Source organism: Mesorhizobium sp. M0854, assembly GCF_040319815.1.
GTDB lineage: Bacteria > Pseudomonadota > Alphaproteobacteria > Rhizobiales > Rhizobiaceae > Mesorhizobium.
This window is the reverse complement of sequence record NZ_JAMYOL010000006.1, coordinates 120,550-144,272: the sequence shown is the minus strand read 5'-3', so window position 1 is coordinate 144,272 and position 23,723 is coordinate 120,550. Positions and strand designations below refer to the sequence as shown.

The window sequence follows — 23,723 nt, the reverse complement described above, 5'->3', positions numbered from 1 at the left end:
AACCCGATCATGGGCCGGATCATGGACTATCAAAGGGAGTATGGCAATGCGCATTTGGAAATCCCTTGTTCTGGCTGCACTCATGTCGGGTGTGGCGGGTAGCGCCGCGGCCGAAGAGGTCGTCCTCAACGCCGTGCATTTTACACCGACGCAGAACGGCTACGCCCAGAGCTTCCTGAAGTTCGTTCAGAAAGTGAACGAAAAGGGCAAGGGCGTGGTCCAGATCAACGTGCGTGGCGGGCCGGAGGTCATTCCGCCGATCCAGCAGGGCGCGGCGCTCAGGAGCGGCCTGATCGATGTTATCGATACGCCGGCAGGGCAGTTCCTCGAACTCGTGCCCGAAGGCGAAGTTTTCTCCGCATCGACGAAGACGCCCTGGGAGGTTCGCGACAATGGCGGCTGGGACTTCATCAGCGGGATTTTCGAGAAGAAGGCCAATGCCCATCTGCTGGCGCATGTCGACGCGGGCTCGGGCTTCAACGTCTTCACCGTCGACGAACCCAAGCTCAACAGCGAAGGCAGCATCGACTGGGGCAGTCTGAAGATCCGCTCGTCGCCGCTCTACCGCGATTTCCTTGAATCCTTGGGCGCAACGGTGATCGTGCAGGCGCCGGGGGATGTCTATACCTCGCTCGAGCGCGGCGTCGTCAATGCCAACGCGTATACCGTGTTTGGCTATGCGTCGTTCGGCTGGGACAAATTCACCAAATACCGTGTCGACCCGCAGTTCTTCAAAACCGACGTGCTGATCTCGATCAACAAGGCCAAATGGGACACGCTGTCGCCCGAAGCGCAGAAGCTGCTTGCCGACACGGCCGTCGAATACGAGCGCGCGAGCTATGACGCCAACCTTGCCCAGTCCGAAAAACAGGCACAGGCGATGATCGACGGCGGGCAGAAGGTGATCAGCTTGACCGGCGCCGGCCGCGACAAATTCCTGGCGGCTGCCACGCAGGCGAGCTGGGCGAGAATGGCCAAACGCGATCCCACCAACATCGATCAGTTGAAGAAATTCTTCCAGTAGCCCGAGCCGAGGGCGCTGGTGCGCCCTTCATCAAGGTGGATATGAGGGTCGTCGGGCATGGACAGATTGTTTGCAGCGATCGGGAAGCTGAGCCTTGCGTTGGCGGCGGCGGCAAAAGTGGTGCTTGGCCTCATCATCGTCGCGGTGGTTGCTGATGTGTGCGTCCGCAATCTCGGCCTGAGGCCGCTTGCCTGGGCGGTGTCGGCGACGGAATACGGCCTGCTTTACGCGGCATTTCTGCCGATGCCATGGCTGGTCCACAGCAAGGGCCATGTCTTCGTCGAGTTCCTGCGCCAGGCGCTGCCGGTGCGGGCACGGGCGGTGCTTGAAAAGCTGGTCTATCTCGCCTGCATCGGCGTCAGCCTCTACCTCGGCAGCGTCGCTCTGTCTTCGCTGACAAGTGCCGTTGCGGGCGGCGAATATGAAACGCGCAGCTTCGATATGCCGAAATGGCTGGTCTTTCTGCCCATCATGCTCGCCTTCTATCTCTCGGCGCTGGAATGGCTCAGATATCTGCTCGGCCGTGACACGCTGTACACGCTCGATCCGCTGGAAATGGAAGGGCTCTGACCGGTGGCCTGGCTGTTTCCATTCGCCGTGCTCGTTGGCACCATCCTGGTGTTGATGGGCCTTGGGCTGCCGGTCGCCTTCGCATTCTTCGTCACCAATGTGATCGGGCTGTATCTGTTCTTCGGCGGCTCGATCGGCGTGACGCAGATGGTCGCCAACTTCTCCGACGCTGTCTCGACCTACGCGCTTGCTCCGCTGCCGATGTTTCTTGTCATGGGCAGCCTGTTCTTCCGCTCCGGCCTCGGCGAGAAGGTCATCTACGCGCTCGACCTGTGCATCGGCAATCTGCGCGGACGCCTCGCCTATGTCGTGCTGGCCGCCGGCACGATCTTTTCCGCGCTGTCGGGCTCGAGCCTCGCCAATACCGGCATGATGGGCTCGCTGATGGTGCCCGAGATGCTGAAGCGAGGCTACAAGCCGCATATGGCCTACGGCCCGGTGCTTGGCGCCGGAAGCCTTGCCGTCATCATCCCGCCATCCTCGCTGGCCGTCTTGCTCGGCTCGCTGGCCCAGATCGACGTCGGCGCGCTGCTCATCGCGGGGGCTCTGCCTGGACTGCTGCTCGTTGTCATGTACGCGGCCCTGATCTTCGCGCAGACAAAGATCGACCCGGACGCCGCTCCGCACTATCCGGTGTCCGCCGTCCCCGCGGCCGAGAAGGTGAGGGCGGTCGCCGTCAACATCATTCCGATGAGCGTCATCGTGTTCATGGTGGTCGGCACGATCATCCTTGGAATAGCGACCCCGACCGAGTCGGCAGGCCTCGGCTGTGCCGCCGTCTTCGCCTTGTTGGTTGTCTACCGACGGTTCAGCTGGTCGGTTGTCTGGAAGTCGCTGGACGATGCGATGAAGGTCACCGGCATGACCTTCCTGATCATCTCGGCTTCGACGACGTTCTCGCAGATATTCGCCTTCTCCGGCGCCTCCAACGGCTTTATCCAGTTCATCGTCGGCTACGATCTTGGACCGTATCCCATGCTGCTCATGATGGTGCTCGTCATCCTGCTGCTCGGCATGTTCATGGATCAGGTCTCGATGATGCTGATCACGCTGCCGATCTTCCTGCCGATCGCCCAGCAATTCGGCTACGAGCCGGTATGGTTCGGGCTGATCCTGCTGCTCGCCTACGAGGTCGGCTTCACCACGCCGCCGTTTGGTCTGCTGCTGTTCATCATGATCGGCGTTGCGCCGAAAGGCACATCGCTCAAGACGGTTGCCATGGCTGCGGCGCCTTACATCGCGCTGACGCTTCTGCTGATCCTGCTGATTGTCCTCTTTCCGCAGATCGCTCTCTTTCTTCCGAATTTGATCTAGTCGAACTCGATCCAGCAGGTGTCCACATGCGCTTTGCCTATCTTGCTTTCTTCCATGATGACCGCGAGGCAAATTTGGCCATCGCCGGTGAAGACGTTGACGCCGTGCGGCGTGTGATTGCTTCAACGCCGGGCCTTGGGCTTGCAAATATCTATCTGCCCGAAGTGGCGACGGACATGTTCAACAACGATGGTCCACCGCCGGTCTTTGGCTTCCAGCTCTATTTCGACGAACTGGCGGACATGGAGGCGGCGCTGGCGCCGTCCGGCCATCTGCAGGCGCTTGCCGCACCTGGTATGCTGTCGAGCATCGCCGGTTCGAGGCCGACGCAACAGGCAATGTGCGTGCGTCCGTTTCCCGTCGACGACGCTGGCGTCAAGACGTCCGGGCTGCCCTGCAGCTATCTTGTCCACTATCCCGGGCCGGCCGAAGACATGAATGCCTGGCTCTACCACTATGTGACGCATCATCCGCAATTGATGCGGGGCTTCCCCGGCATTCGCCACATCGAGGTTCTGTCGCGACTGGATTGGTGCGGTTCGCTGCCCTGGCCGCGGATCGACCATATGCAGCGCAATCGCGTCATGTTCGACAGTCCCGCCGCATTGACGCACGCGCTGCAATCGCCGGCGCGGCTGGAGATGCGCGCCGACTACAAGACCTTCCCGCCGTTTTCAGGCGGCAGCCGGCATTTTCCGATGTCGACGGAAGCCGTGCATCCTTCGTCAAGGGCCACATAGGCAAACAGGTTTTTGCCGACGCCGAAAATTTCGGGAGATTTCATGTACGACTTTCGCAAGAAATGTATCTCTCTCGATCGCCTCATCGGCACCTTCTGCGCCATCCCGCACCCTGTGGCGGTCGAAGTGGCCGCCGCCAGCGGGGTCGATTTCCTGTGCATCGACTGGGAGCATTCGCAGATCGGCCGCGAACGGCTCGAGGATCTGATCCGCGCCGCCGATGTCCACAAGGTTCCCGCGATGGTGCGCGTTCCCGGCCACACGCCGGAGTGGATGGCCGCCGCGCTCGACGCCGGCGCGTCGGGTGTCCTGGTACCCCGCGTCTCCACGGCCGAGCAAGCGCGCGTGGCGGTCATGGCCTGCCGGTACCCGCCGGTCGGCGCCCGCGGTGTCGGCCCGGGCCGCGCCGCCGGTTATGGCTACAGGATTCCGGACTACCTCAACTCGGCCAACGATGTCCTGACGGTCGCCATCCAGGTCGAGACGGCCGAAGGGCTCGCCAACATCGACGACATCGTCCAGGTCGACGGCGTCGACGTGATCTTCATCGGTCCCGGCGACCTGTCGGTTTCGATCGACGCCATGGGGCCGGCCGGCCAGGACAAGCTCAATGCAGCGATTATGAGGATCGCGGCCGCGGCGCGCACGGCCCGCAAGGCCGTCGGCATCTTTCGCCCTTCGGCGGATGATGTCGGCAAATGGTCGCGGCACGGCATCAGCTTCTACATGCTGGCCAGCGACACGATGTTTCTCGGGGCCGGCCTTGCCGCCGGCGTCGCCTCGGCGCGCAGCGCCTCATAGCAAGAGTTTGCCATGAAGATCATCAAGACCGACGGTGTGCTGTCAGTCGAGGAGGAGCAGCTGCGCTACCTTGACGGCCTGAACGTCGAATTTGTCGAGAAGACGCTGCTCACGGAAGATGCCCTGATCGAACACTGCCGCGACGCCGACGCATTGATGGTATTGCGGGAGCCGATCACGGCTCGCGTTTTGGCGGAACTGAAGAGGCTCAAGGTCATCGGACGGTTCGGCGTAGGGCTCGATTCGATCGACGTCGAGGCTGCCAGCCGTGCCGGTGTTCAGGTAACCTACGTGCCGGACGCCAATCTGGTTGAAGTCAGCACCCACGCCATGGCCCTGATCCTGGCCTTGACGCGCAGGCTGAAGCAGTTCGACAGCGCGGTGCGCGCCGGCCGCTGGGCTGCAATGACCGATGGCGCCGGCATCACACGGCCCGACAGGCAGATCCTCGGCCTGATCGGCTTCGGCCAGATCGGGCGGCTGACTGCCGAGCGGGCGCGGGTCTTCGGCTACCACATCATCGCCTACGATCCGCATATGCCGGCCGAGCGCATCGCGGCCGGTGATGCCGAACCGGTCGGCTTCGACGAGTTGCTGGCCAGGGCCGACATCGTCTCGCTGCACGTTCCAGCGACACCGGAGACCAGAAACATCATGTCGGCGCAAGCCCTGTCGCGGATGAAGAAAGGGGCGATACTCATCAACGTGGCCCGCGGCGGCCTGGTCGACGAGGTCGCATTGGCGGACGCGATCCGGCGCGGCCATCTGGCAGGCGCCGGCATCGACACGTTCGAGCGGGAGCCGCCTTCGCCCGACAATCCGCTGCTGGCGCTGGACACCGTCCTGGTCAGTCCACACGCGGCGCACTACTCGACCCAGTCTTACGCGGAGGTTCGCAACAAGGTGTTTGCCGATGTCGCATCAGTCCTGCGCGGCGGCAAGCCTGTATATCCGGTCAACCGGATATGACCAATTCCCGATGTCGGCACCACCTCTATCCGCCTGCTCCGCGGAACCCAAGTCCTGCAAGTCGGGGTTCGCAGGGCGATAAGGGGCAGCGCAACCTGTCGCGATTTATCCGGTTTGCCACATTTTGTTCTTGCTTTGTGCCGGCAGCTATGCTACTAATTTGCGTATGGTGATGATTCACCGAGGACCCGCCGCAAGGCGGTTTTTTGTCTTTAGGTTTCAGCGTCATCTGTCGAGGCTCTGCTCGGCTTGTCGCGACGCTCGACGATGTAGATGTGATCAGCGACCAGCACCACGTCGCCATGCTGGTTGATCACCTCGCAGCGCTCGACGACCCGGCCTGAATCGGGTCGCTTCGGGTCGTCTTCCCTAGCCGAGATGGTGGTGCGGGTCCTGATCGTATCGCCGATGAACACCGGCTTGATGAAGCGCAGCCGGTCGTAGCCATAGGAGAAGGCAACCGGGTTGACGACGCTGGCCGTCAGCCCGACGCCGACCGAAAACACCAGCGTGCCGTGGGCGATGCGCTGCCCGAACGGCGTCGTCTTCATGAACTCGGCGTCCATGTGGTGGGGAAAGAAATCACCGGTATGGCCGGCATGGACGACGAAGTCGGTCTCGGTGATGGTGCGCCCGCTGGTCATGCGCGACGAGCCGATCCGGTAGTCCTCGAAATAGACTGTCTGCTCCATGTCAGGGCCTCGCCGCTATCGGTGTTGCCGGCGCCGCGCTCGATCGGTAGGCGGCTTCGACCAGCGCCATGGTGTTCCAGCCGTCCTCGACGGAACTGACAAGCTCGGCGTCCTCGCCCGACGCGTAGCGCTGGACATTGGCCATGCGGCCGGCAAAGGCGTCCGGAAACCATGCGCCGACGAGTGGAACCGCAATCCAGTCCGTGCCGCCTTTGGGGTAGATTTCGAGAATGTCCGGCTCGCCGCGCGGATAGTCGAGGTTGACGCCCAGTTTGAGGTAAGCGGCGCCTTCGGTGCCGCAGATGCGGAATTCGCAGGCCTGGTGTTTTCGACCGAATTTGTGATCGTGGTTGATCGACAGTGCACAGCGCACCGTGTCGCCATAGTCGAGAATCGCGCTGGTGCGCGTTTGCGCAACCTTGTGGCCGGGATGGCCGAGCGTCTTGGCGTGAACCCCCTTGGGGTCGCCGAGCAATTGCCGGATCAGGTCGAGATAATGGATGGAATGCATGGCGATCTCGACGCGCGGCGCCTGCAACAGGAATTCCCAGAGCTGCCAGGGTGTCGCCAGCGCCAGCCATGCATCGAAATCGACCACGTCGCCGAGCCAGCCCTTGGCGATCGCATCCTTGAGCGCCAGCATCATCGGCGCGAAGCGCAGCTGGAAATTCACCGCCGCCTTCAGGTCTTTGGAGCGGCAGATTTCGAGGATCTCGGTCGCCTCGGCGAGATTGCTACCCATCGGCTTCTGGATCAGCGCCACCGCACCATCGGACAGCGCCCTGAGCACCCCGGCGTGGTGAGCCGGCGGCGTCGCCAGATCGAAGACGGCGTCCTTGATTGACGCAGCTTCCTCGACCGACCGGTAAGCGGTGACACCCCATCTCTGCGCCAGTTTTTCCGCCTTGGCCAGGTCGGGGTCGAACAGCCCGGCAACCGGGAAGCCGGCTTTCCCATAGGCCGGGAAATGCGCATCACCGACGATCGAGCCGGCGCCGAAAATCACGATCGGCCGGGGTTTTGACGGCAGTGCCCAGGCCTGGGAAAGCGAGGCAGGATCGAAAATGTCATCAGTCATAATGGAAGACTTCGTCCATCGACGCCCACCACTCGCCGTCCTTGCGGGTCGGCAGCGGCTCCTGGCATGGCATGCAGAGCGCCCACCATTCCTGCGTCGTGGGATCGGCGGCCATCTTCGCCATGTCGGCGGCATAGTCGGTGCCGTGGTACTCGAAGGTGCTGAACAAAAGGTGCTCCGGCTCCCTCAGATAAATCGAATAATTCTTGATGTTGCAGGCGGAAATCATCTTGAGGACGTCCGGCCACACGGCAGCGTGAAGCCGCACATACTCGGCGACTTTCTCCGGCTTGAGGCCGAGCACCATTCCCATTCGCTGCATGTCCGCCTCCTACTTCACTATCGCCATGGTGAATTCCGCGATGCTCTTCGCCTTGATCGCATCCCAGTCCCAGTCGATGCCGATGCCGGGCTCGTCCGGCGCCAATGCGTGCCCGTCCTCGATACGCATTTTCTTGCCGGTCAGCTCGTCGAGCTGGGGAATATACTCGACATATCTGCCGTTCTGAACGGCGCATGTCAGGCTGACATGCAATTCCATCAGGAAATGCGGGCAGACCGGTATGTCGAACGCCTCGGCTGCATGCGCCACCTTCAGCCACGGCGTGATGCCGCCGGTGCGGCCGACATCGACCTGGACGATCGAGCACGCGCCCTTTTGCATATATTCGCGGAAATGCCGGATCGAGTAGAGCGACTCGCCGACGGCGATCGGCGTCGACGTCGCATTCGACAGGCGGACATGGCCGTCTATGTCGTCGGCCGGCAGCGGTTCCTCGATCCAGGCGAGGTCGAGTTCACGCAGGCGTTCGGCCCGGCGGATCGCCTCGTCGACCGAAAAGCCCTGGTTGCAGTCGGTCATGATTTCGTAGGAGTCTCCAACCGCCCGGCGCACCGCCGTCAGCCGGGCAAGATCCTCGGAGCCGTGCGGCTTGCCGATCTTGACCTTCGAGCCGCGAAACCCCTTGGCTTTGGCGGCCAGCGCATCCTCGACCAGCGCCTCGGTTTCGATATGCAGCCAGCCGCCTTCGGTCGTGTAGAGCGGGCAGCGGTCCTTGGCGCCGCCGGCCAGCTGCCACAGCGGCAGCCTCTGTTTCTTGGCCCGCAGGTCCCAAAGGGCAGTGTCGATGGCCGCGAGCGCGATTGCCGTGATCGCGCCGATCGTCGTGGCATGGGTGGCGAACTCCAGCTCGTGCCAGATCGCCTCGATCATGTCGGCGTCGCGGCCGATCAGCCGCGGCGCAAGGTGGTCGGCCAGCAGCCGCATCACCGAGGAGCCGCCCGTGCCGATCGTATAGCTGTAGCCGGTGCCGACCGCGCCGTCGGCGTCGGTGATGGTGACGATCGGTGTTTCCTGGCTGACAAAACTCTGGATGGCATCGGTGCGCTTGACCTTCGGCACCAGGTCGACCATCCGCAGTTCGATTTTCTCGATCTTTGCCATGGTTTTAACCTCGCAATGTCCTGCCTGTTTCGGCGGAAAACAGATGGGCCTGCGACAGGTCCAGGCTCATCTTGACCCGGTCGCCGGCTTTCAGCGGCCTTGGATTGAGCATCCGCGATACCCAGTCGCTGCCGTTGAATTCGGCAAACACCAGCGTCTCGTTGCCGAGCGGCTCGGTGACGGTCACCGGCAACTCCACCTGGTGGACGTCGACGTCTTCGCCGGAGCTGATGCCATGCCCGGTCGGATAGATGTCGTCGGGCCTGAGGCCGAACACGACTTTGTCGCCGGCCTCGATATTGGCCTTGAACTGGCTGGGCAAAGGCAGCCTCTCGCCGCTGGCGAACAGCAACTGTCCGTCGTCGACAACCGCCTCATGCAGATTCATCGGCGGCGAGCCGATGAAGCCCGCGACGAAGCGTGTCTGGGGCCGGCGGAAGACCTCGTCGGGTGTGCCGACCTGCTCGATGAAACCGTCACGCATGATGACAATACGGTCCGCCAATGTCATCGCTTCGACCTGGTCATGGGTGACGTAGATCACCGTCGACTTGACCTTGGCATGCAGTTTCTTGATCTCGGTGCGCATCTGCGTCCGAAGCTTGGCGTCGAGATTGGAAAGCGGCTCGTCGAACAGGAAGACGTCGGGATCGCGCACGATGGCGCGACCCATGGCGACGCGCTGGCGCTGTCCGCCGGACAGCTGCGACGGCCGGCGGTCGAGCAACTGGTCGAGGCCGAGAATGCCGGACGCTTCGGCGACGCGACGGTCCATTTCTTCCTTCGCGGCGCCGGCTATCTTGAGCGAGAAGCCGAGGTTTTCGCGCACCGTCATATGCGGGTAGAGCGCGTAGGACTGGAACACCATCGAGATGTTGCGCGAGCGCGGCGGCAGGTCGTTGACCATGCGGCCGCCGATCTCGATGACGCCGTCGCTGATCGCCTCGAGGCCGGCGATCATGCGCAGGGTTGTCGACTTGCCGCAGCCGGACGGCCCGACCAGCGCGATGAACTCGCGGTCGGCGACCTCGAGGTCGATGCCGTGCACCACCGCCACCGGGCCGTAGCTTTTGGTGAGGTTCTTGAGCGATACAGTTGCCATGTCAGCCTTTCACCGCGCCGGAAGTGAGGCCGCCGACGAGGTGTTTCTGGACGATGAAGGTAAGCGTGAGCGCCGGTATGACCATCACCACGGCGAGCGCGCACATGCCGCGCCAGTCGATGGTGAATTCGGCCGTATAGTCGAGCAGGCCGACCGGCAGGGTCTTGGAGTTGATCGAGCGCGTCAGCTGCGAGGCGAGCGCGAACTCGTTCCAGGAGGTGAGGAAGGCAAAGATGCCGGCCGAGGCGATGCCGGGCCCGGCCAATGGAAACTCGACCTGCCAGAACGCCTGCCAGCGCGTGCAGCCGTCGATCTGCGCGGCTTCGGCGAGATCTTTCGGCACCTGGCGGAAAAAGCCGTCGATCAGCCAGACGGTGAACGGCACGTTGAGCGCGACATAGACGAGGATCAGCCCGAAATGCGTGTCGATGATGCCAAGCCGCGCAAAGACGAAGAACAGCGGCAGCGACAGCGCGATGCCGGGCACCGTGCGCGTCAGCATCAGGCCGAGGAACATCGCCGACTTGGCGCGAAAGCGGTAGCGCGCAAAGGCGTAGCCGCCGGCCATGCCGATGACGATGGCGATCACCGTCGAGGTCACCGAGATGATCAGCGAATTGCGGAAGTAGTCGAGCACCGGAATGCCGCCCTGGCCGACGCCGCTGAACATGGCGATGTAGGCGTCGAGCGAGAGTTGCTGCGGGATCCACACCGGCGGCTTGGCCATGATTTCGACGGTCGGCCGCAGCGACGACAGCACGATCCAGATGCCGGGCAGGCAGATGACCAGCATGGCCAGGAACAGTCCGATGCCGTGAACGATGCCGAGCGCTTTGTTGCCGACGCGATGCAGGCTGTTCTGGTCCATCCTCACCACTCCGCCGCGATCTGCGTGCGCGCCGCGGCGAGCTTTCGGTAGAAATAGACGGTGAACAGTATCGATAGCAGGATCGAGAAATAGGCCATGGCATTGGCCATTCCCATCCTGGCATCGCCATAGGCGGTGCGGGCGACCAGCGTCCAGACCAGTTCAGTGCGGCCGGCGGGGCCGCCGTCGGTCATGATCTTGACGATGTCATAGGCGCGCGCGACGTCGAGTGAGCGGATGGTCATGGCGATAAAGGCAAACGGCATGATGAACGGCCAGGTGACATAGCGGAATGTCTGCCACGGCGTGCAGCCGTCGACGCGGGCCGCCTCGACCGGTTCGCGCGGCATCGCCAGCAGCCCGGCCAGGATCAGGATCGCGAACACCGAGGTCGACGACCAGATCTCGGCGATCAGGATGGCGATGAAGGCGAGATTGCCGTCGATCAGCCACGGGATGGCGCGGTCAGTCAGGCCGAGCCCCTGCAGGGCGTTGTTCACCAGGCCGATATTGTCATTGAACATGAATTTGAACTGAAAGCCGACGAGGATCGGCGAAAACATCATCGGAAACATCATGATGGTGCGCAGGATCCGCTGGCCGCGCGATGCCTTCTCCACCAGCAGGGCCAGCCCGAGCCCGATCAGCATTTCCAGGTTGAGCGCGACGGTCAGCAGCACCACGGTGCGGGCAAAGGCGACCCAGAAGGCGCGGCTGGTCAGGATGGTGACGTAGTTGCGCGCGCCGATGAAGACCCAGAACGTCTCCGGCCTGGTCAGCCGGAACGGCGTGAAGCTGGAATAGAGCGAAAGCAGCAACGGCACCACCACCACCGCCGCCAGAACGATCACCGCCGGCAGCAGGAGCAGCAATGGCGGCGAAGGTCTCCAGCCTTTCATGGCGATCCGGTTCTGGTTGGTGCCCGGACACCGAAGGCCGCCATCGGCGGCCTGGGATCAAGACAAAGCGTGTTGCGCATGGTTCGTAAAAAGTTCGGGGACGCCGCTCTTCGATGAGCGCGGCGCCCCCTTGGGAGAATGGTCAAAGCTTGCCGGCGTCCTCGAGGATTTGCGTGGCCTTGGCGGCAGCGTCGTCCAGAGCCTGCTTGGAGGTCTTGTCGCCAAGGATGGCGGCCTGCAATTCGGGATAGACGGCGTTGGAGATTTCGATCCATTCAGGTGTCTGCGGCACGGCAAAAGCGTGCTTTGCCTCTTCCTGGAAAGCCGCCAGCACTTCCTTCTTGTAAGGATCATTGGCCGCCTGCTGGATGTCCCAGTCCCACACCGCCGTGCGGGTCGGCAGTGGGCCGCTTGCCGCCTCGAGCTTCTGGCTGTCCTCATTGGTCAGGAACCAGACCAGCGACGCCGCGGCTTCCTTGCTGGCGCAGTTTTCGGTGACCGAAAATCCGTGGTGCCCCGACCAGCCGGTGCGAATGCCGGCCGATCCCTTCGGCGCCACCTTCACGCCGACATTGCCGGCGACCTTCGACGACTTCGGATCGTTGAAGAAGCCTGCCCAGCCCGGCCAGTCGAGGTTGATGGCGACGGTGCCCGAGGCAAAGCCCTGGCCGAGATCGTCCCACAGATAGTTGGTGGTGCCGGCCGGCACCGCCTTGGCCTTGTAGAGATTGACGAACCAGTCGAGCGCGTGCACGCCGGCTTCCGAGTTGAAGGCCGGCTTGCCATCCTTGTCGAGGTATTCGCCGCCGTCGGCGATGAGCATCTCGTAAAAGCGGCCGTTGATCGCCTCTTCCTTGCCGGCGAACTGGGTGCCGTAGAAATCGGGCGGGCTGGCGAAGAATTCCGCCTGCTGGGCGACCTCGTCCCAGGTGTCGGGCGGTGTCAGATCCTTGCCGTATTTGGCCTTGTAGGCGGCCTTCTTGGCTTCGTCCTGGTAGAGGCTCTTCTGGTAATAGAGCGCCGAGACGTCGAACTGCGCGCGCGGCAGCATGACCAGCTTGCCCTCGAGCGTGGAGGCCTTGATCGTCGACGGCACGAAGGCGTCGATCTCCTCCTTCGGCAGCAGCTTGTTGAGATCGGTGTAGATATCAGGATATTGCGGCGCGAAGGACGAGTGGTTCGACCCGACGCACCAGTTGATGCTGCCGGAGGCGATGTCCGACTTGATCTCCTTGTCGAGCTCGAAGTGGTTTTTCTTCGAGATCACGTTGACCTTGGCGCCGGTCAGTTTTTCCCATTCGCCGATGCGCGCGTACAGCCCTTCATATTGCTGGCCGCCGATCAGCTTGGCGTCGATGGTGACGCCGTCGAATTTACCGGGCAGGTCGGCAGCAAGGGCAGCACTCGCACCAAGTGCGAGCAGCGTTACGCCGGCCGACAGGCCGCAAAACAGTTTCGTCATTGGTATCCTCCCAAGAGTCTGCGTCGATCGCGTAGTGAGGTCGATCGGCAGGTTCATTCATATACAAACAAAATATTTATAAGATCGTCAAGCCGAAAGTTCTTCCGGAAGCAACCGTTATGCGTATATGAAATATGAAATTCACTGGAGAAGCCCAATGGCAGAGGACGAGGAAGACGAGCGCTATCGAGCCCCGGCGTTGGACAAGGGGCTCGACATTCTCGAGCTGCTGGCCGGCGTCGACGGCGGCCTGACGCAGGCGGAAATCGCCAAGAAACTCGACCGCAGCCCGAACGAGTTCTATCGCATGCTGGATCGGCTGGTGCGGCGCGGCTATGTCACGCGGCCGGATGGCGACCGTTACTCGCTGACGCTCAAGCTGTTTGGCCTGGCGCAGCTGCACGCGCCGGTGCGCCGGCTGGCTTCCTACGCGACGCCGCTGATGCGCGAACTGGCCGAAACCACACAGCAGGCAAATCAGCTCGTCGTCTTCGATCGCGGTTCCGCGGTGGTGATCGCACAGCAGGAGGCGCCGGATTACTGGGGCATCTCCATCCGCGTTGGCTCGCATATCAGCCTGTTCGACACCGGCTCCGGCCATGTGTTGCTGGCGTTCCGCCCGCCGGAAGAGCGGCAGATGATGATCTCAGAACATCTGCGCAGCACCGACAAGCCACCGCAATCGCCGGAATTCTTCGCCCGCCTCGACCAGATCCGGGAACGCGGCTACGAGATGATGGCGTCGATGCAGACGGCAGGCGTGTTCAACCTGTCGACACCCGTTCTCGGCTCGGACGGCAAGGCGATCGCCGCACTGTCGATCCCCTACATAACCCTGGTCAACGCACCCAAGGCGCCCGACATTACGAGGACGATTGAGCTGCTGCTGGCAGCGACCGAAAAGCTGTCGCAACTGGCGGGATCGACCGTCAAGCAATCGCGATGAATTCTTATTTGAATGAAGATTTTCTCCGTGAGATGATCCCGAAGTCGCCAAGGAGGAGCGCCGCCATGATCTTCGACACCCATCTGCACCTGATCGACCAGTCCGCGCTGCGCTATCCCTGGCTGGCCGGCGTGCCGGCGCTCAACCGCGATTTCTCCTACGACGAATATGCAGTCCAGGCCCGCCGCGCCGGCATCGAGGGCGCATTGCATATGGAAGTCGATGTCGATCCTGCCGACATCGAGGCTGAAACCAGCCGTGTCAAAGCGCTGTCGCGGGAAAAGGCCAGCTTGCTGCGGGGGGCAATTGCCTCCTGCCGTCCGGAAGAGCCCGGCTTTGCCGCCTATCTCGAGCGCCAGCGCGCCGATCCTTTCGTCAAGGGCTTTCGCCGCGTGCTCCACGTCATGCCGGATGAACTGTCGGAAGGCGCGCTGTTTCGTGAAAACATCAAGCGGCTAGCCGGCACCGGCCTGACCTTCGACCTTGTCGTTCTGCCGCACCAGATCCCCAAGGCGATTGCACTCGCCGACCTCGCGCCGGACGTGCAGTTCGTGCTCGACCATTGTGGCGTGCCCGACATCAAGGGTGGTGCCGAGCACCCCTGGCGCGAGCACATGGCGGAGATCGCACTGCGCCCGAACGTCGTCGGCAAAATTTCCGGTGTGGTCGCCTATGCGGATGCCGGATCCTGGACTGTCGAAACGCTGCTTCCCTATGTCGAGCACACCATCGAATGCTTCGGCTGGGACCGGGTCGTCTGGGGCAGCGACTGGCCGGTCTGCACGCTTGGCGGCGGGCTTGCGACCTGGATTGCGGCAACGCACGCGCTGCTTGCCGGCACCAGCACCGATGAACGGCAGCAACTGCTGTCCGGCAATGCCAAGCGGCTGTGGCGTTTGTAGAGCATTTTGCAGCCAAGTGGAATCACTTGGCGTCGCACAAATGCGGCTAAAACGAATAGGTGACCTCAGATCGTCGCCGACACGTGCCGCTCGCGACCGTAGAGCGAAACCAGGAGCACGATGACCAGGCCAAGTGCCGCCTGCACGGTCGAGGGCCGAAAGCCGAGGCCGATCAGCAGTGTGTTGATCTCCGTCAGCACCAGCACGCCGGCAATGGTGCCGAAACAGCTGCCGCGGCCGCCGACAAGGGCGGCGCCGCCGACCACCACTGCCGCGATCGTCTGGAACAGATAGGGCTGGCCGACATCGCCATAGGCAGAGCCGGTGAAGCCGAGCAGCAGCACGCCGGCCGCGGCGGCGAAGAAGGCGCTCGCGGCATAGGTCACGGTCCACATGCGGACTGGATCGATCAGCGCCAGCGGCGCAGCACCTGGATTGCTCCCGAGGGCGTAGAGACGGCGGCCGTATGGCGTGCGCGCCAGCACCAGCGCCACCAGCAAGGTCAGCACCGCGACGCATGGCACCAGCCCCGGCACCGGCAGCGGTCCGACCGAACCGCCGATCGAAACGAAGGCGGAAACCGCGGCAGGCGCCGATCCGGATGGAAAGCCACCGGTCCACAACAGGACGGCACCTTGCACGATCATGCCGATGCCGAGCGTGACGATCAGCGGGTGGATGTCGAGCCCACGTGAGATCAGGCCGTTCAGCGCCCCGATCAGTATGGCGAGCGGGACGACGACTGCGCAGACAAGGGCAAAATTCCAGCCGCCGCCGTAGAGCTGTGCGGCAACGACATTGGCAAAGCCGATGATGAAGGGGATCGACAGATCGATACCGCCGAGAATGACGACTAGCGTCTGGCCGATCGATGCCACCGCCAGCAGCGAGGCGATCACCAGCAGCGCCCGGATGGCGAACGGCTGGGAGTAACCCGGGATGAGCAAGGTGCCAAGGATATGCAAGGCGGCAGCGACGGCAAAGGCACCGGCGACGCGGGCATTGGTGGATTGGAACCAGGTCTGGCGCATGCTTCTCAGCCTTTCCCTCCCGAGAGCCGCTCCTGCAACGCCGTCATGATGACGGCCAAAACCAGGATCGCGCCATAGGCGATCTGCAGCACATAGGTGGAGACGTTGAAGGCGGTCAGCACGCTCTGCAGCAGGAAGATGTCGATGGCGCCGATCGCGGCCCCGGCGAGCCCGCCGCGTCCGCCGGCAAGGCTGACGCCGCCGAGCGCCACCGCGGCAATCGCGATCAGCGTGAAGGTTGGCCCGATATTAGGGTCGGCCGAACCGATCAGGGCGGTCAGCATCAGGCCGGCACAGGCGGCAAGTATGCCGGTCATGACATAGGCTATGAAACGTACTTTCGTCACCGGAATGCCGGCCGTGTAGGCGGCGCGGTCGTCGCTGCCCACCGCCATCAGCTGGTCGTAATAAGGCGTCTGTCGCACCAGCCACCAGAACAGCAAGATCAGCGCCAGCGGCAGTGCCGACCAGGGTCCGGCGATTGCCTTCAGCCAGCCCGGCGCCGGCCCGATCGGCGCCGGCAGGACGGTCAGCGTCATGCCGGTGAGGATCAGATAGGTGCCGAGCGTCGCAACGATCGGCTGGATGCGGACGATGGTCGCCAAGAAGCCGTTGGCAGCGCCGACGATCGCGCCGATCAGAAGCGCCGCCGGCACGATGACCAGCGGCGAAGATATGCCAAGCCTGAGAAACAGCACCTGGATCACCATCGCATTGACGAAGCCCATCAATGGCCCGACGGAAATGTCGATGCCGCCGCGCCCGGCGAGGATCACCGGAGCCGAGGCGACCGCTGCGCCGATCAGCGGCGCGGCGAGCCCGATCAGCGCGCCCCAGGCGGCAGGATGGAAGCGCGCCGGATTGAGCAGCAGATTGACCGCGATCAGGATCACCAACAGCACTGCCGCAAAGCCCACGCCGCGCCATCGCGCCGCCATGCGCCGCAAGCCGCTCATGCCGCGCGCCCGAACATGGCGGCGATCACCGTATCGCTTTTCATCTCGTCTCCGGTGATTTCAGCCGCCACCTGCTGTTCGCGGAACACCAGCACGCGATGGCAAAGCAGGAGGATCTCCTCGATCTCGCTCGACAGGATGACCAGAGCCATGCCGTCCGCCGCCAGTCGACGAAACACATCGTAGAGGACATGGCGCGTCGCCACGTCGACACCGCGCGTCGGATCATTGAGGAGCAGGATCGCCGGTTCCAGCGCCAATGCGCGGGCCAGCAGCACCTTCTGCTGATTGCCGCCGGAAAGCGTGGTGATCGGGGCGTCCGGCCGTGGCGCGATGATCGACAGTCTGTCCCGATAGCGTTCATAGCGCTGCCGCCGCGCGGCGAAGCTGAGCAGACCGAAACGCATATCGCGCGACAGCGTCGAGACGGCAAAATTGTCGAGCACCGATTGGGTCGGAAAAATGCCGGTGGTGCGCCGGTCGCGCGGCAAATAGGCGATGCCGCCGGCGACCGCCTTGCGGAAATTGGTGATCGCGCGTGCTCCGGTTGGCGCCTCGACGGTCACCTCGCCGCCGGCCGGGCGTTCCAGGCCGGCCAGCACTTTCAGGAACCGCTCCTGTCCGTGGCCGTCGAGGCCGGCAAGGCCGACGATCTCGCCCGGCGCAATGGTTTGCGTCATGGGGCTTGCGCCCGGCGCGATCACCAGGCCGCGCACCGAAAGGCTGGCGCCATCAGCCATGCGCCAGCTCCGCCGCCGTGCGTGGCGCCATCGCTCTGAGAAGTTCGGATGCGGTGGACGTGCCGCGTTCCTCAGTCGTCACCACGCTGCCGCCGCGCAGCACGGAAATCCGGTCCGAAAGCGACATAACCTCGTCCATGCGATGGGTGATGAACAGGATCAGGCAGCCTTCGGAGGCAAGCTTGCGCATCATGGCAAAGACCGCCTCGCGATCGGCAAAGTCGAGCGCCGCCGTAACCTCGTCAAGGATGAGAATGCGCGGGCTGCGCACCACGGCGCGGGCGAGCACTACCAATTGCTGAACCGCAAGCGGCAATTGCCCGGCCAACTGGTCGAGCGGGATCTCGGTCACCGCGAAGCGCTTCAGCACCGCTTGCGCGCGTTGCCGCCGCTCGGCGCGCGGCACGGTGCGCGTCAGCAGGCCGTCGAGGCCGAGCAGGATATTGTCCGTCACCGAACGGTCAGGCGCGATCAGCACTTCCTGGAACACGGTGGCCAATCCGGCGGTCTGGAACGCTGCCGGCGAGAGGCCGGTAAAGGGCGCTCCGTCGAGCAGGATCGCGCCGCTGTCCGGCTGGACGATCCCCGACAGCAGCTTGACCAGGGTGCTCTTGCCCGAACCGTTCTCGCCCAGGATGGTGTGGATCGTGCCGGCGCGGAATGCGATGGAGGCATTGGCCAGCGCAATCGTTTCGCCGTAGCGTTTCGAGATGGCCTGGACTTCCAGCATGAGCAATCCTGATCGAGAAAGCCGGCACCGCTGGTGCGGAGCCGGCCCTCATAAATGCTACTTGGCGCAGGCGTCCGGCACCTTCGAATAATCCCAGCCCTTGGTCGGTGCCGGATTGGCGAAGTAGGCATCGAGCCACTCCTCCGGCATCGGATCCTTCGGCGGGACCGGGAAGATCGAGACGGCGTCCGGCGTCATGCAGTCCTTGTACCAGGCGCCGAGGTCGGCATTGTGCACCGGCGGAATCGGGATCAGCAGCGTGTTGAGCTTCGCCTTCTGTCCGTCGAGCATGCGCACGCCGACACGAAACAGCGTCTCGGCCGTCCAGTGCGGCAGAACCGCATGGCCTTCGAAGCGGTATTTGTCGGGATTGGCCTTCCAGTAGCCGAGCGCATCGCCGGTGATCGAGCCGGTGATCAGCGGGGCAGGGCGGCCGGCCTCGGCAAAGGCCTCGGCGACGACGCGGCTTTCGCTGCCCGTCGTCCACACCGCATCGATCGGCGCCGGATTGGTGGCGATCGCCTGCAGCACCGCCGTCTTGGTGACGTTGGCCGTCCAGTTGCCGTTGACGCTGCGCGAGACCTTGAGCTTTGAATTTTCGGCCAGCGCCTTGTCGGCGCCCTGGCGCTCCTGCACGACGATCGGGTGACCGGCAATGCCTTCGACCAGAAGCACACTGCCGCCGTCCGGCATTGCTTTGCCGATCGCGGTCATCATGTCGTAGCCCCAGCGCGCATAGTTGGAATCGACGTTGATCGCATTCGGGCTGGTCACCGACCCAGCTGCCGTGATGAAGGGGATGCCGGCTTTGGCTGCGGCATCGATGGCATCGTCCAGCGCCGTCGCCGAGCCGGGGATCGAGGTGATGATCGAGCATTTCTTGTCGATGAAGGCGCGGATCTGGTTGATCTGCTGACTGGCGTCGTTGTTGGAATCCGACACCTCGAAGCTCGCCACGGTGCCGTCGGCGATCAGCCCGTCGACCAGCCGCTTCAACTCCTTGGTCACGGTGACGCGCCACGGATTGCCCTGGTAGGACTCGGAGTGGCACCATTTCCAAGGCTTTGACGGCGGCGTGAAATTATCCCAGGCCGACGGCAGCACCTTTTGCGGCGCGCCGTCATATTGTGCCTTCAGTTCGGTCGGCAATCCAGCAATCACGCCCGAAACGTCTTCAGCGCAGGCTATGGTCGTGACCGATGCAAGTGCGGTTGCGGCCATAAGGCCGCGGATCAGGCTGTTCATGTTCTCCTCCGTTCGGTTGTTCAGGCTCCTCCGCCGGCAACGCCGGACACCTGCGTCGAAAGGCTCTCCCGAAACAGGCGATTGAGATCGGCAACGACGCGAGCGGCATTGTGCCTTTCGCTCAGGCCGAGATTGATGCGATCGGACGCCGCCTGCTGGAACGCCATGTAGCCGTCGTGCCGCGGCCTCACCGAGGCACCTTCGAGCGTAGCCCGCGTGTCCTTGTAGAAATTGCCGGCGGCGGCGTTGACGGCGGCATCCGCCCAGGCTGCCGCATGGCCGGGCTGGCCGCCGGCCGAGGCGTAGGGGCCGCGCTGCACGTCACCGCTGGCGATCCAGTAGGCGAAGTCGATTGCTGCCTGTCCGGCCTTCGAGAAGGCCGACACGGCGATGCCGGTCCCGCCGAGCGCCGAGCCTTTGGGGCCGGCATTGCCAGCGGCCGGGATATCCGCGAAAGCCAGGCGGGTGGGTCGAAACCCGGCGATGGCATAGGAGACATAGCCATAGATCAGCGGCGCGCAGGCGATCCGCGAGCCGGATCCGGCCATTTGCTCCAGAACCGCGATCGGATCCATGCCAAGACAGGCCGGGTCGACGAGGGCTGCGATCTCGCGCATCATCTCGAAGACCTGCTTGCCCGCTGCCGGATCCACGTGGTCGCCAGGGCCTTCACCGGCGGGCCGGCCGAGATTGCCGGCAAGCGTGTAAAACACCATCAGCGAATGCGGCGGCCTCAGCGGCAACAGCACGTGGCCTTGCCGCGCCAGATCGAGGGCATCGGCCCAGCTCGCCGGCGCAGCCGAAAGCATGTCGGGCCGCCATGCCTGCACCTGGCTGGCCGCGTCGATCGGAAACGCCCACTGCCGGCCTTGCCAGTTGTAGCTCGGAAAGGACCGGCCGACACTGCCCGCCGCAAGTGCCGCGCGTTCGGCTTCCCGGCCGGCGACATCGAGCGGCGCCAGGCAATTCTCGGCGGTGATCTGGCCGACATGCGGATGGTCGACGACGATCAGGTCGTAGGCACGGGCCAGTTCCTCGACCGGGAAGGATTCGAAATCCTGCAGGGAGCGCTTGTCCCATTCAACGGCGATGCCTGTTTGTTGCTCCCACAGTCTCGAACAGGCGACCATCGGGTCATAGCCGCGCGGATGGCTCCAGGTCATGCCTTTGAGCGTGACGTCGCTCACAGCCCGAACTCCGCGCGGATTTTTGCGCTGTGCTCGCCGATGCGTGGCGCGGCCCGCTCGACCTTCGCGCGGATGCCGTCTACCCTGAGCGGCGAGCGCGTGGTGAGGATCGAAACGTCATCCTCGCGCGTCACCGTCTGCAGCATGTCGAGGACCTGGAAGCCTTCGCTGGCCATCATCTCCGGCCAGGTCAAAACCTTGGCGCACCAGATGTCGGCAGGCTCGAGAATGGCAAGCCATTCGTCGACCGTCTTCGTTGCGATCTTTTGCGCGATGATCGCCTTGATCTCGTCGCGGGCGGTGAACCAGGTCGACGGCTGGTCGCGATAGGGCGCAAGCTCCTCGAGCCCGAGGAGATCGGCGAGTTTCGAGATCGGCGTCATGGCGATCGCCAGATAGCCGTCCTTGGCCGGATAGACGCCGTAGGGCGCCGAGAGATAGGCGTGCGCGCTGCGGAAGCTCGACCGCCGCGGCAGCCGGCGCCCGTCATTGAGATGCGTGGTCAGCACCTCGAACTGGAAGTCGACCAGCGCTTCGAGCAGGCTGGTCTCGACATGGCTGCCCTTGCCGGTCACGCCGCGCCGCACCAGTGCGGCGAGGATGCCTTGCGCGGCGGCGGAACCCGCCAGCATGTCGGCGATCGCCAGGCCGAAGGGCACCGGCCCCTGGTCCTCGTCGCCGTTCAGCCACATCACGCCGGAGCGGGCCTGCGCCAGCAGATCCTGCCCCGGCCGCTTGACCCACGGGCCTTCCTCGCCATAGCCGCTGATCGAGGCATAGACCAGGCGCGGATTGATCTTGCGCACCGCCTCGTAATCGAAGCCCAGGCGTTCGATGACGCCGGGCCTGAAATTCTGGATCAGCACGTCGGCCCTGGCCAGCAGGCCGCGCAGCGCCGCAAGGTCGGCCTCGTCCTTCAAGTCGATGGCAAGGCTTTCCTTGGCGCGGTTGATCGCATGGAAAATGGTGGAATCGCCGCCGATCTCGGTGTCGCTGAGATAGAGCCGGCGCGACAGGTCGCCGCCGTCAGGCCGTTCGATCTTGATGACCCGAGCGCCGAGGTCGAGCAGTCGCAGCGAGCAGTAAGGCCCGGACAAGAACTGGCTCATATCGACAACGATGAGCCCGGTCAGCGGCAGTTCGGCAATGGCAGCCATTGCCTATTTCTCCGTCTTACCGGCGAAATCGGCCGGATTGCGGTACTTCACCGTCTGCAGGTGCTCGCAATAAAGCACGAGCTCGCCTTCACCCTTGAAGACTTCATAGCTGGCGCGGATCAGCCCCATTTCCTTGTATTTTGGCTTCTTGTCGAGGTTGGAGCGGATTGAATAGATCGTGTCGCCTATGAACACCGGCTTGATGAAGCGCAATTTGTCGTAGCCATACGAAAAGGCGTTGATGCAATTGGTGGCGACGAGACCGAGCCCGGCCGAGAACACGAAGGCCCCTGCCACCAGCCGCTTGCCGAAAATGCCTTGCGTCTCGGCGAACATCTGGTCCTGCACGTATGGATGGATGTCGAGCACCAGTGTGTTGAAGAGATGGCTGTCGCCCTCGGCAATGGTCCGGCGCAGCGAGCGGATCTTCTGGCCGACCGGCCAGTCTTCGTAGAACCAGTTCTCCGCGTTCCAGACGGGAAGGTCAGCGTGATCCCTAGGCATGTTGGCGGGGTGTGTCGATGCCACGCCCACGGTTGGCGCGAAACCACTCATGACGACTTCCTCTGGGAGCGGGAATCGTCCATCAGGGCGCGCCGCAGACCAGCGAAATGCATGATCGATCCTCCCGTCAATCTTCTTTTGTGAATAGTATTTTCACATATGGGGTTGTGTTGCAAGCGTGAACAGGCGAAATTTTGCCTGCTCCGTCGGGGCCAATGCCGGCGGAACAAGGGAGGAAGTGATGCAGAATGCCTGTCTGGTTTTCGTCGGCAGCCTCAATCGCGACGCCCCGTATTTTCAGGGCGCGCGCGGCATCGGGCTGGGTGTCTACAGTTTCGACGAAGGGACGCTGCAGACGAAGAAACTGGCCGAGACGGGAGACATCGACAATCCCACCTTCCTGTCGGTGACGCCGGACGGCTCCCAGATCTATGCCAACTCAGAAGTGTTCACCTGGCGCGAAGGGGTGGTCTCGGCCTACCGTTTCGACAGGCAGGCCGCCACGCTGTCCTACATCAACAAGCAGCCGACGCTGGGCAGCATCACGGCGCACAACACCATCACGCGCAACCGAACGAAGCTGCTGGTCGCCAATTACGGCATGGGCGAGGGCGGCCCCGATCGCTCGGTCGTGGTTTATGGGTTGGGTGAGAATGGCGGCCTGACAGCGCCGTTGTCGAGCGTTGCCCATAGCGGGACCGGGCCAGATCCTGCCCGCCAGGAGCGGCCGCATGCCCATAGCGTAACCGAGACGGTTGCCGGCGGCATGGCAATCGTCGCTGACCTCGGCATCGACCGGCTGGTGTCCTATCGCATCGGCTCAGACGGCAGCCTGACGAAGCTCGCCGAGTCGGCGCTTGCGCCAGGCGCGGGTCCGCGCCATCTCGCACTGCATCCGGGCGGTCGCTTCGTGTTCGTCATGAACGAGCTGGATTCGACGGTTGTCTCGCTGGCGCTGGACGAAGCATCAGGCAAGCTTACGGCGATCGACAGCAAGCCGGCCGTGCCGCCCGAGGCGCGCGACGGCAATCACTGCGCCGACATCCAGATCTCGCCTGACGGCCGCTTTCTCTACGGCTCCAACCGCGGCCATGACAGCATTGTGGTGTTTTCGATCGACCAGCAAACCGGCAGGCTTGCCCTTGTCGGCTATACGCCTTGCGGCGGCGCCACGCCGCGCAACCTGGCACTGACGCCCTCGGGCGGCCATCTGTTCTCGGCCAACCAGAATGCCGACCGCATCTCGATTTTCGCCCGTGATGCCGCAACCGGCCGGCTGACCGACACCGGCCGATCCATCGATATTGGCACGCCGATGTGCGTGAGGATCGTGCGTTGAGCGCTGGCGGGTGAAAATTCCGC

25 protein-coding genes are annotated in these 23,723 nt (G+C 63.5%); 9 read left to right on the top strand and 16 right to left on the bottom strand.

Annotated elements, in window-relative coordinates:
• Positions 1–46: 46 nt before the first annotated feature.
• Genes dctP through NKH99_RS12805 form a run of 6 tightly spaced genes read left to right on the top strand, consistent with a single transcriptional unit; the run spans position 47 to position 5,418 of the window.
• Positions 47–1,024, top strand: coding sequence for a TRAP transporter substrate-binding protein DctP (gene dctP, locus NKH99_RS12830; RefSeq protein WP_352472899.1), 978 nt, complete (start codon positions 47–49; stop codon positions 1,022–1,024).
• A 57-nt stretch (positions 1,025–1,081) separates the two neighbouring features.
• Positions 1,082–1,594 (top strand): TRAP transporter small permease, encoded by a 513-nt coding sequence (locus tag NKH99_RS12825; protein ID WP_352502198.1) that lies wholly within the window; start codon positions 1,082–1,084, stop codon positions 1,592–1,594.
• Positions 1,595–1,597: 3 nt separating this feature from the next.
• Complete coding sequence (locus tag NKH99_RS12820; RefSeq protein ID WP_353014326.1) at positions 1,598–2,908, top strand: TRAP transporter large permease; 1,311 nt, start codon at positions 1,598–1,600, stop codon at positions 2,906–2,908.
• A gap of 26 nt (positions 2,909–2,934) precedes the next feature.
• Positions 2,935–3,648: a hypothetical protein gene (locus NKH99_RS12815; protein WP_352768352.1), complete on the top strand. Its 714-nt coding sequence runs from the start codon at positions 2,935–2,937 to the stop codon at positions 3,646–3,648.
• Positions 3,649–3,690: 42 nt separating this feature from the next.
• Positions 3,691–4,449, top strand: a complete 759-nt coding sequence (locus NKH99_RS12810) for an HpcH/HpaI aldolase family protein (protein ID WP_352819003.1) — start codon at positions 3,691–3,693, stop codon at positions 4,447–4,449.
• 12 nt (positions 4,450–4,461) lie between these two features.
• Complete coding sequence (locus NKH99_RS12805) at positions 4,462–5,418, top strand: C-terminal binding protein (RefSeq protein WP_353014324.1); 957 nt, start codon at positions 4,462–4,464, stop codon at positions 5,416–5,418.
• A gap of 212 nt (positions 5,419–5,630) precedes the next feature.
• Here the strand turns inward: NKH99_RS12805 and NKH99_RS12800 are convergent, their stop codons facing one another.
• The 8 genes from NKH99_RS12800 to NKH99_RS12765 form a co-directional block, all read right to left on the bottom strand.
• Positions 5,631–6,110, bottom strand: a complete 480-nt coding sequence (locus NKH99_RS12800; RefSeq protein WP_352502203.1) for a MaoC/PaaZ C-terminal domain-containing protein — start codon at positions 6,108–6,110, stop codon at positions 5,631–5,633.
• 1 nt (position 6,111) lies between these two features.
• Entirely contained in the window at positions 6,112–7,188 is a 1,077-nt protein-coding gene (locus NKH99_RS12795; RefSeq protein WP_353014322.1) for a Gfo/Idh/MocA family protein, read from the bottom strand.
• Positions 7,181–7,510 (bottom strand): L-rhamnose mutarotase, encoded by a 330-nt coding sequence (locus NKH99_RS12790; protein ID WP_352502205.1) that lies wholly within the window; start codon positions 7,508–7,510, stop codon positions 7,181–7,183. Before NKH99_RS12790 ends, NKH99_RS12795 begins: the two co-directional genes overlap by 8 nt.
• Positions 7,511–7,519: 9 nt before the next feature.
• Positions 7,520–8,632 carry a mandelate racemase/muconate lactonizing enzyme family protein gene (locus NKH99_RS12785; protein ID WP_353014320.1) on the bottom strand — a complete coding sequence of 371 codons (1,113 nt, stop codon included), beginning with the start codon at positions 8,630–8,632 and terminating at the stop codon, positions 7,520–7,522.
• Positions 8,633–8,636: 4 nt separating this feature from the next.
• Complete coding sequence (locus tag NKH99_RS12780) at positions 8,637–9,734, bottom strand: ABC transporter ATP-binding protein (RefSeq protein WP_353014318.1); 1,098 nt, start codon at positions 9,732–9,734, stop codon at positions 8,637–8,639.
• 1 nt (position 9,735) lies between these two features.
• Entirely contained in the window at positions 9,736–10,602 is an 867-nt protein-coding gene (locus NKH99_RS12775; RefSeq protein WP_352451567.1) for a carbohydrate ABC transporter permease, read from the bottom strand.
• Positions 10,603–10,604: 2 nt separating this feature from the next.
• Positions 10,605–11,501 carry a carbohydrate ABC transporter permease gene (locus NKH99_RS12770; RefSeq protein ID WP_352680372.1) on the bottom strand — a complete coding sequence of 299 codons (897 nt, stop codon included), beginning with the start codon at positions 11,499–11,501 and terminating at the stop codon, positions 10,605–10,607.
• A gap of 142 nt (positions 11,502–11,643) precedes the next feature.
• On the bottom strand, positions 11,644–12,963 hold the full coding sequence (locus tag NKH99_RS12765; protein ID WP_352941127.1) for an ABC transporter substrate-binding protein: 1,320 nt from the start codon (positions 12,961–12,963) through the stop codon (positions 11,644–11,646).
• A 157-nt stretch (positions 12,964–13,120) separates the two neighbouring features.
• Here NKH99_RS12765 and NKH99_RS12760 point away from each other — a divergent pair, with 157 nt between their 5' ends.
• Both NKH99_RS12760 and NKH99_RS12755 read left to right on the top strand, forming a co-directional pair.
• The gene (locus NKH99_RS12760; RefSeq protein ID WP_352488516.1) at positions 13,121–13,909 is read left to right on the top strand and encodes an IclR family transcriptional regulator; all 789 of its coding nucleotides are present in this window, start codon (positions 13,121–13,123) and stop codon (positions 13,907–13,909) included.
• A gap of 65 nt (positions 13,910–13,974) precedes the next feature.
• Entirely contained in the window at positions 13,975–14,811 is an 837-nt protein-coding gene (locus NKH99_RS12755; protein WP_353014315.1) for an amidohydrolase family protein, read from the top strand.
• Between the two features lie 65 nt (positions 14,812–14,876).
• Here NKH99_RS12755 and NKH99_RS12750 read toward each other — a convergent pair whose 3' ends face one another.
• From NKH99_RS12750 to NKH99_RS12715, 8 genes are read right to left on the bottom strand one after another with little or no spacing between them, the layout of a single operon-like run.
• Positions 14,877–15,842, bottom strand: coding sequence for an ABC transporter permease (locus tag NKH99_RS12750; RefSeq protein WP_353014313.1), 966 nt, complete (start codon positions 15,840–15,842; stop codon positions 14,877–14,879).
• A 5-nt stretch (positions 15,843–15,847) separates the two neighbouring features.
• Entirely contained in the window at positions 15,848–16,798 is a 951-nt protein-coding gene (locus tag NKH99_RS12745) for an ABC transporter permease (RefSeq protein ID WP_353014311.1), read from the bottom strand.
• A complete protein-coding gene (locus tag NKH99_RS12740; RefSeq protein WP_353014309.1) occupies positions 16,795–17,538 on the bottom strand; it encodes an ATP-binding cassette domain-containing protein in 744 nt (247 codons plus the stop codon). The genes NKH99_RS12745 and NKH99_RS12740 overlap by 4 nt, the downstream gene beginning before the upstream one ends.
• Positions 17,531–18,268 (bottom strand): ATP-binding cassette domain-containing protein, encoded by a 738-nt coding sequence (locus NKH99_RS12735; protein ID WP_352874745.1) that lies wholly within the window; start codon positions 18,266–18,268, stop codon positions 17,531–17,533. Before NKH99_RS12735 ends, NKH99_RS12740 begins: the two co-directional genes overlap by 8 nt.
• Before the next feature lie 57 nt (positions 18,269–18,325).
• Positions 18,326–19,513: an ABC transporter substrate-binding protein gene (locus NKH99_RS12730; RefSeq protein ID WP_353014307.1), complete on the bottom strand. Its 1,188-nt coding sequence runs from the start codon at positions 19,511–19,513 to the stop codon at positions 18,326–18,328.
• A 20-nt stretch (positions 19,514–19,533) separates the two neighbouring features.
• Positions 19,534–20,676, bottom strand: a complete 1,143-nt coding sequence (locus tag NKH99_RS12725; protein ID WP_353014382.1) for an extracellular solute-binding protein — start codon at positions 20,674–20,676, stop codon at positions 19,534–19,536.
• A 20-nt stretch (positions 20,677–20,696) separates the two neighbouring features.
• Complete coding sequence (locus tag NKH99_RS12720) at positions 20,697–21,857, bottom strand: CaiB/BaiF CoA transferase family protein (RefSeq protein WP_352612178.1); 1,161 nt, start codon at positions 21,855–21,857, stop codon at positions 20,697–20,699.
• A 3-nt stretch (positions 21,858–21,860) separates the two neighbouring features.
• Positions 21,861–22,412, bottom strand: a complete 552-nt coding sequence (locus tag NKH99_RS12715; protein ID WP_352455282.1) for a MaoC family dehydratase — start codon at positions 22,410–22,412, stop codon at positions 21,861–21,863.
• A gap of 190 nt (positions 22,413–22,602) precedes the next feature.
• On the opposite strand from NKH99_RS12715, the gene NKH99_RS12710 reads away from it, so the two are divergent.
• Positions 22,603–23,700 (top strand): lactonase family protein, encoded by a 1,098-nt coding sequence (locus NKH99_RS12710; protein WP_353014305.1) that lies wholly within the window; start codon positions 22,603–22,605, stop codon positions 23,698–23,700.
• The last annotated feature ends 23 nt before the right edge of the window (positions 23,701–23,723 follow it).

Coding starts and splice junctions, on each gene's coding strand:
- NKH99_RS12780 (WP_353014318.1), bottom strand. CDS start 9,734: ATGGCAACTGTATCGCTCAAGAACCTCACCAAAAGCTACGGCCCGGTG.
- NKH99_RS12775 (WP_352451567.1), bottom strand. CDS start 10,602: ATGGACCAGAACAGCCTGCATCGCGTCGGCAACAAAGCGCTCGGCATC.
- NKH99_RS12790 (WP_352502205.1), bottom strand. CDS start 7,510: ATGCAGCGAATGGGAATGGTGCTCGGCCTCAAGCCGGAGAAAGTCGCC.
- NKH99_RS12805 (WP_353014324.1), top strand. CDS start 4,462: ATGAAGATCATCAAGACCGACGGTGTGCTGTCAGTCGAGGAGGAGCAG.
- NKH99_RS12765 (WP_352941127.1), bottom strand. CDS start 12,963: ATGACGAAACTGTTTTGCGGCCTGTCGGCCGGCGTAACGCTGCTCGCA.
- NKH99_RS12720 (WP_352612178.1), bottom strand. CDS start 21,857: ATGGCTGCCATTGCCGAACTGCCGCTGACCGGGCTCATCGTTGTCGAT.
- NKH99_RS12730 (WP_353014307.1), bottom strand. CDS start 19,513: ATGAACAGCCTGATCCGCGGCCTTATGGCCGCAACCGCACTTGCATCG.
- NKH99_RS12815 (WP_352768352.1), top strand. CDS start 2,935: ATGCGCTTTGCCTATCTTGCTTTCTTCCATGATGACCGCGAGGCAAAT.
- NKH99_RS12795 (WP_353014322.1), bottom strand. CDS start 7,188: ATGACTGATGACATTTTCGATCCTGCCTCGCTTTCCCAGGCCTGGGCA.
- NKH99_RS12715 (WP_352455282.1), bottom strand. CDS start 22,412: ATGAGTGGTTTCGCGCCAACCGTGGGCGTGGCATCGACACACCCCGCC.
- NKH99_RS12800 (WP_352502203.1), bottom strand. CDS start 6,110: ATGGAGCAGACAGTCTATTTCGAGGACTACCGGATCGGCTCGTCGCGC.
- NKH99_RS12735 (WP_352874745.1), bottom strand. CDS start 18,268: ATGCTGGAAGTCCAGGCCATCTCGAAACGCTACGGCGAAACGATTGCG.
- NKH99_RS12825 (WP_352502198.1), top strand. CDS start 1,082: ATGGACAGATTGTTTGCAGCGATCGGGAAGCTGAGCCTTGCGTTGGCG.
- dctP (WP_352472899.1), top strand. CDS start 47: ATGCGCATTTGGAAATCCCTTGTTCTGGCTGCACTCATGTCGGGTGTG.
- NKH99_RS12755 (WP_353014315.1), top strand. CDS start 13,975: ATGATCTTCGACACCCATCTGCACCTGATCGACCAGTCCGCGCTGCGC.
- NKH99_RS12745 (WP_353014311.1), bottom strand. CDS start 16,798: ATGAGCGGCTTGCGGCGCATGGCGGCGCGATGGCGCGGCGTGGGCTTT.
- NKH99_RS12760 (WP_352488516.1), top strand. CDS start 13,121: ATGGCAGAGGACGAGGAAGACGAGCGCTATCGAGCCCCGGCGTTGGAC.
- NKH99_RS12770 (WP_352680372.1), bottom strand. CDS start 11,501: ATGAAAGGCTGGAGACCTTCGCCGCCATTGCTGCTCCTGCTGCCGGCG.
- NKH99_RS12750 (WP_353014313.1), bottom strand. CDS start 15,842: ATGCGCCAGACCTGGTTCCAATCCACCAATGCCCGCGTCGCCGGTGCC.
- NKH99_RS12740 (WP_353014309.1), bottom strand. CDS start 17,538: ATGGCTGATGGCGCCAGCCTTTCGGTGCGCGGCCTGGTGATCGCGCCG.
- NKH99_RS12810 (WP_352819003.1), top strand. CDS start 3,691: ATGTACGACTTTCGCAAGAAATGTATCTCTCTCGATCGCCTCATCGGC.
- NKH99_RS12785 (WP_353014320.1), bottom strand. CDS start 8,632: ATGGCAAAGATCGAGAAAATCGAACTGCGGATGGTCGACCTGGTGCCG.
- NKH99_RS12725 (WP_353014382.1), bottom strand. CDS start 20,676: ATGACCTGGAGCCATCCGCGCGGCTATGACCCGATGGTCGCCTGTTCG.
- NKH99_RS12710 (WP_353014305.1), top strand. CDS start 22,603: ATGCAGAATGCCTGTCTGGTTTTCGTCGGCAGCCTCAATCGCGACGCC.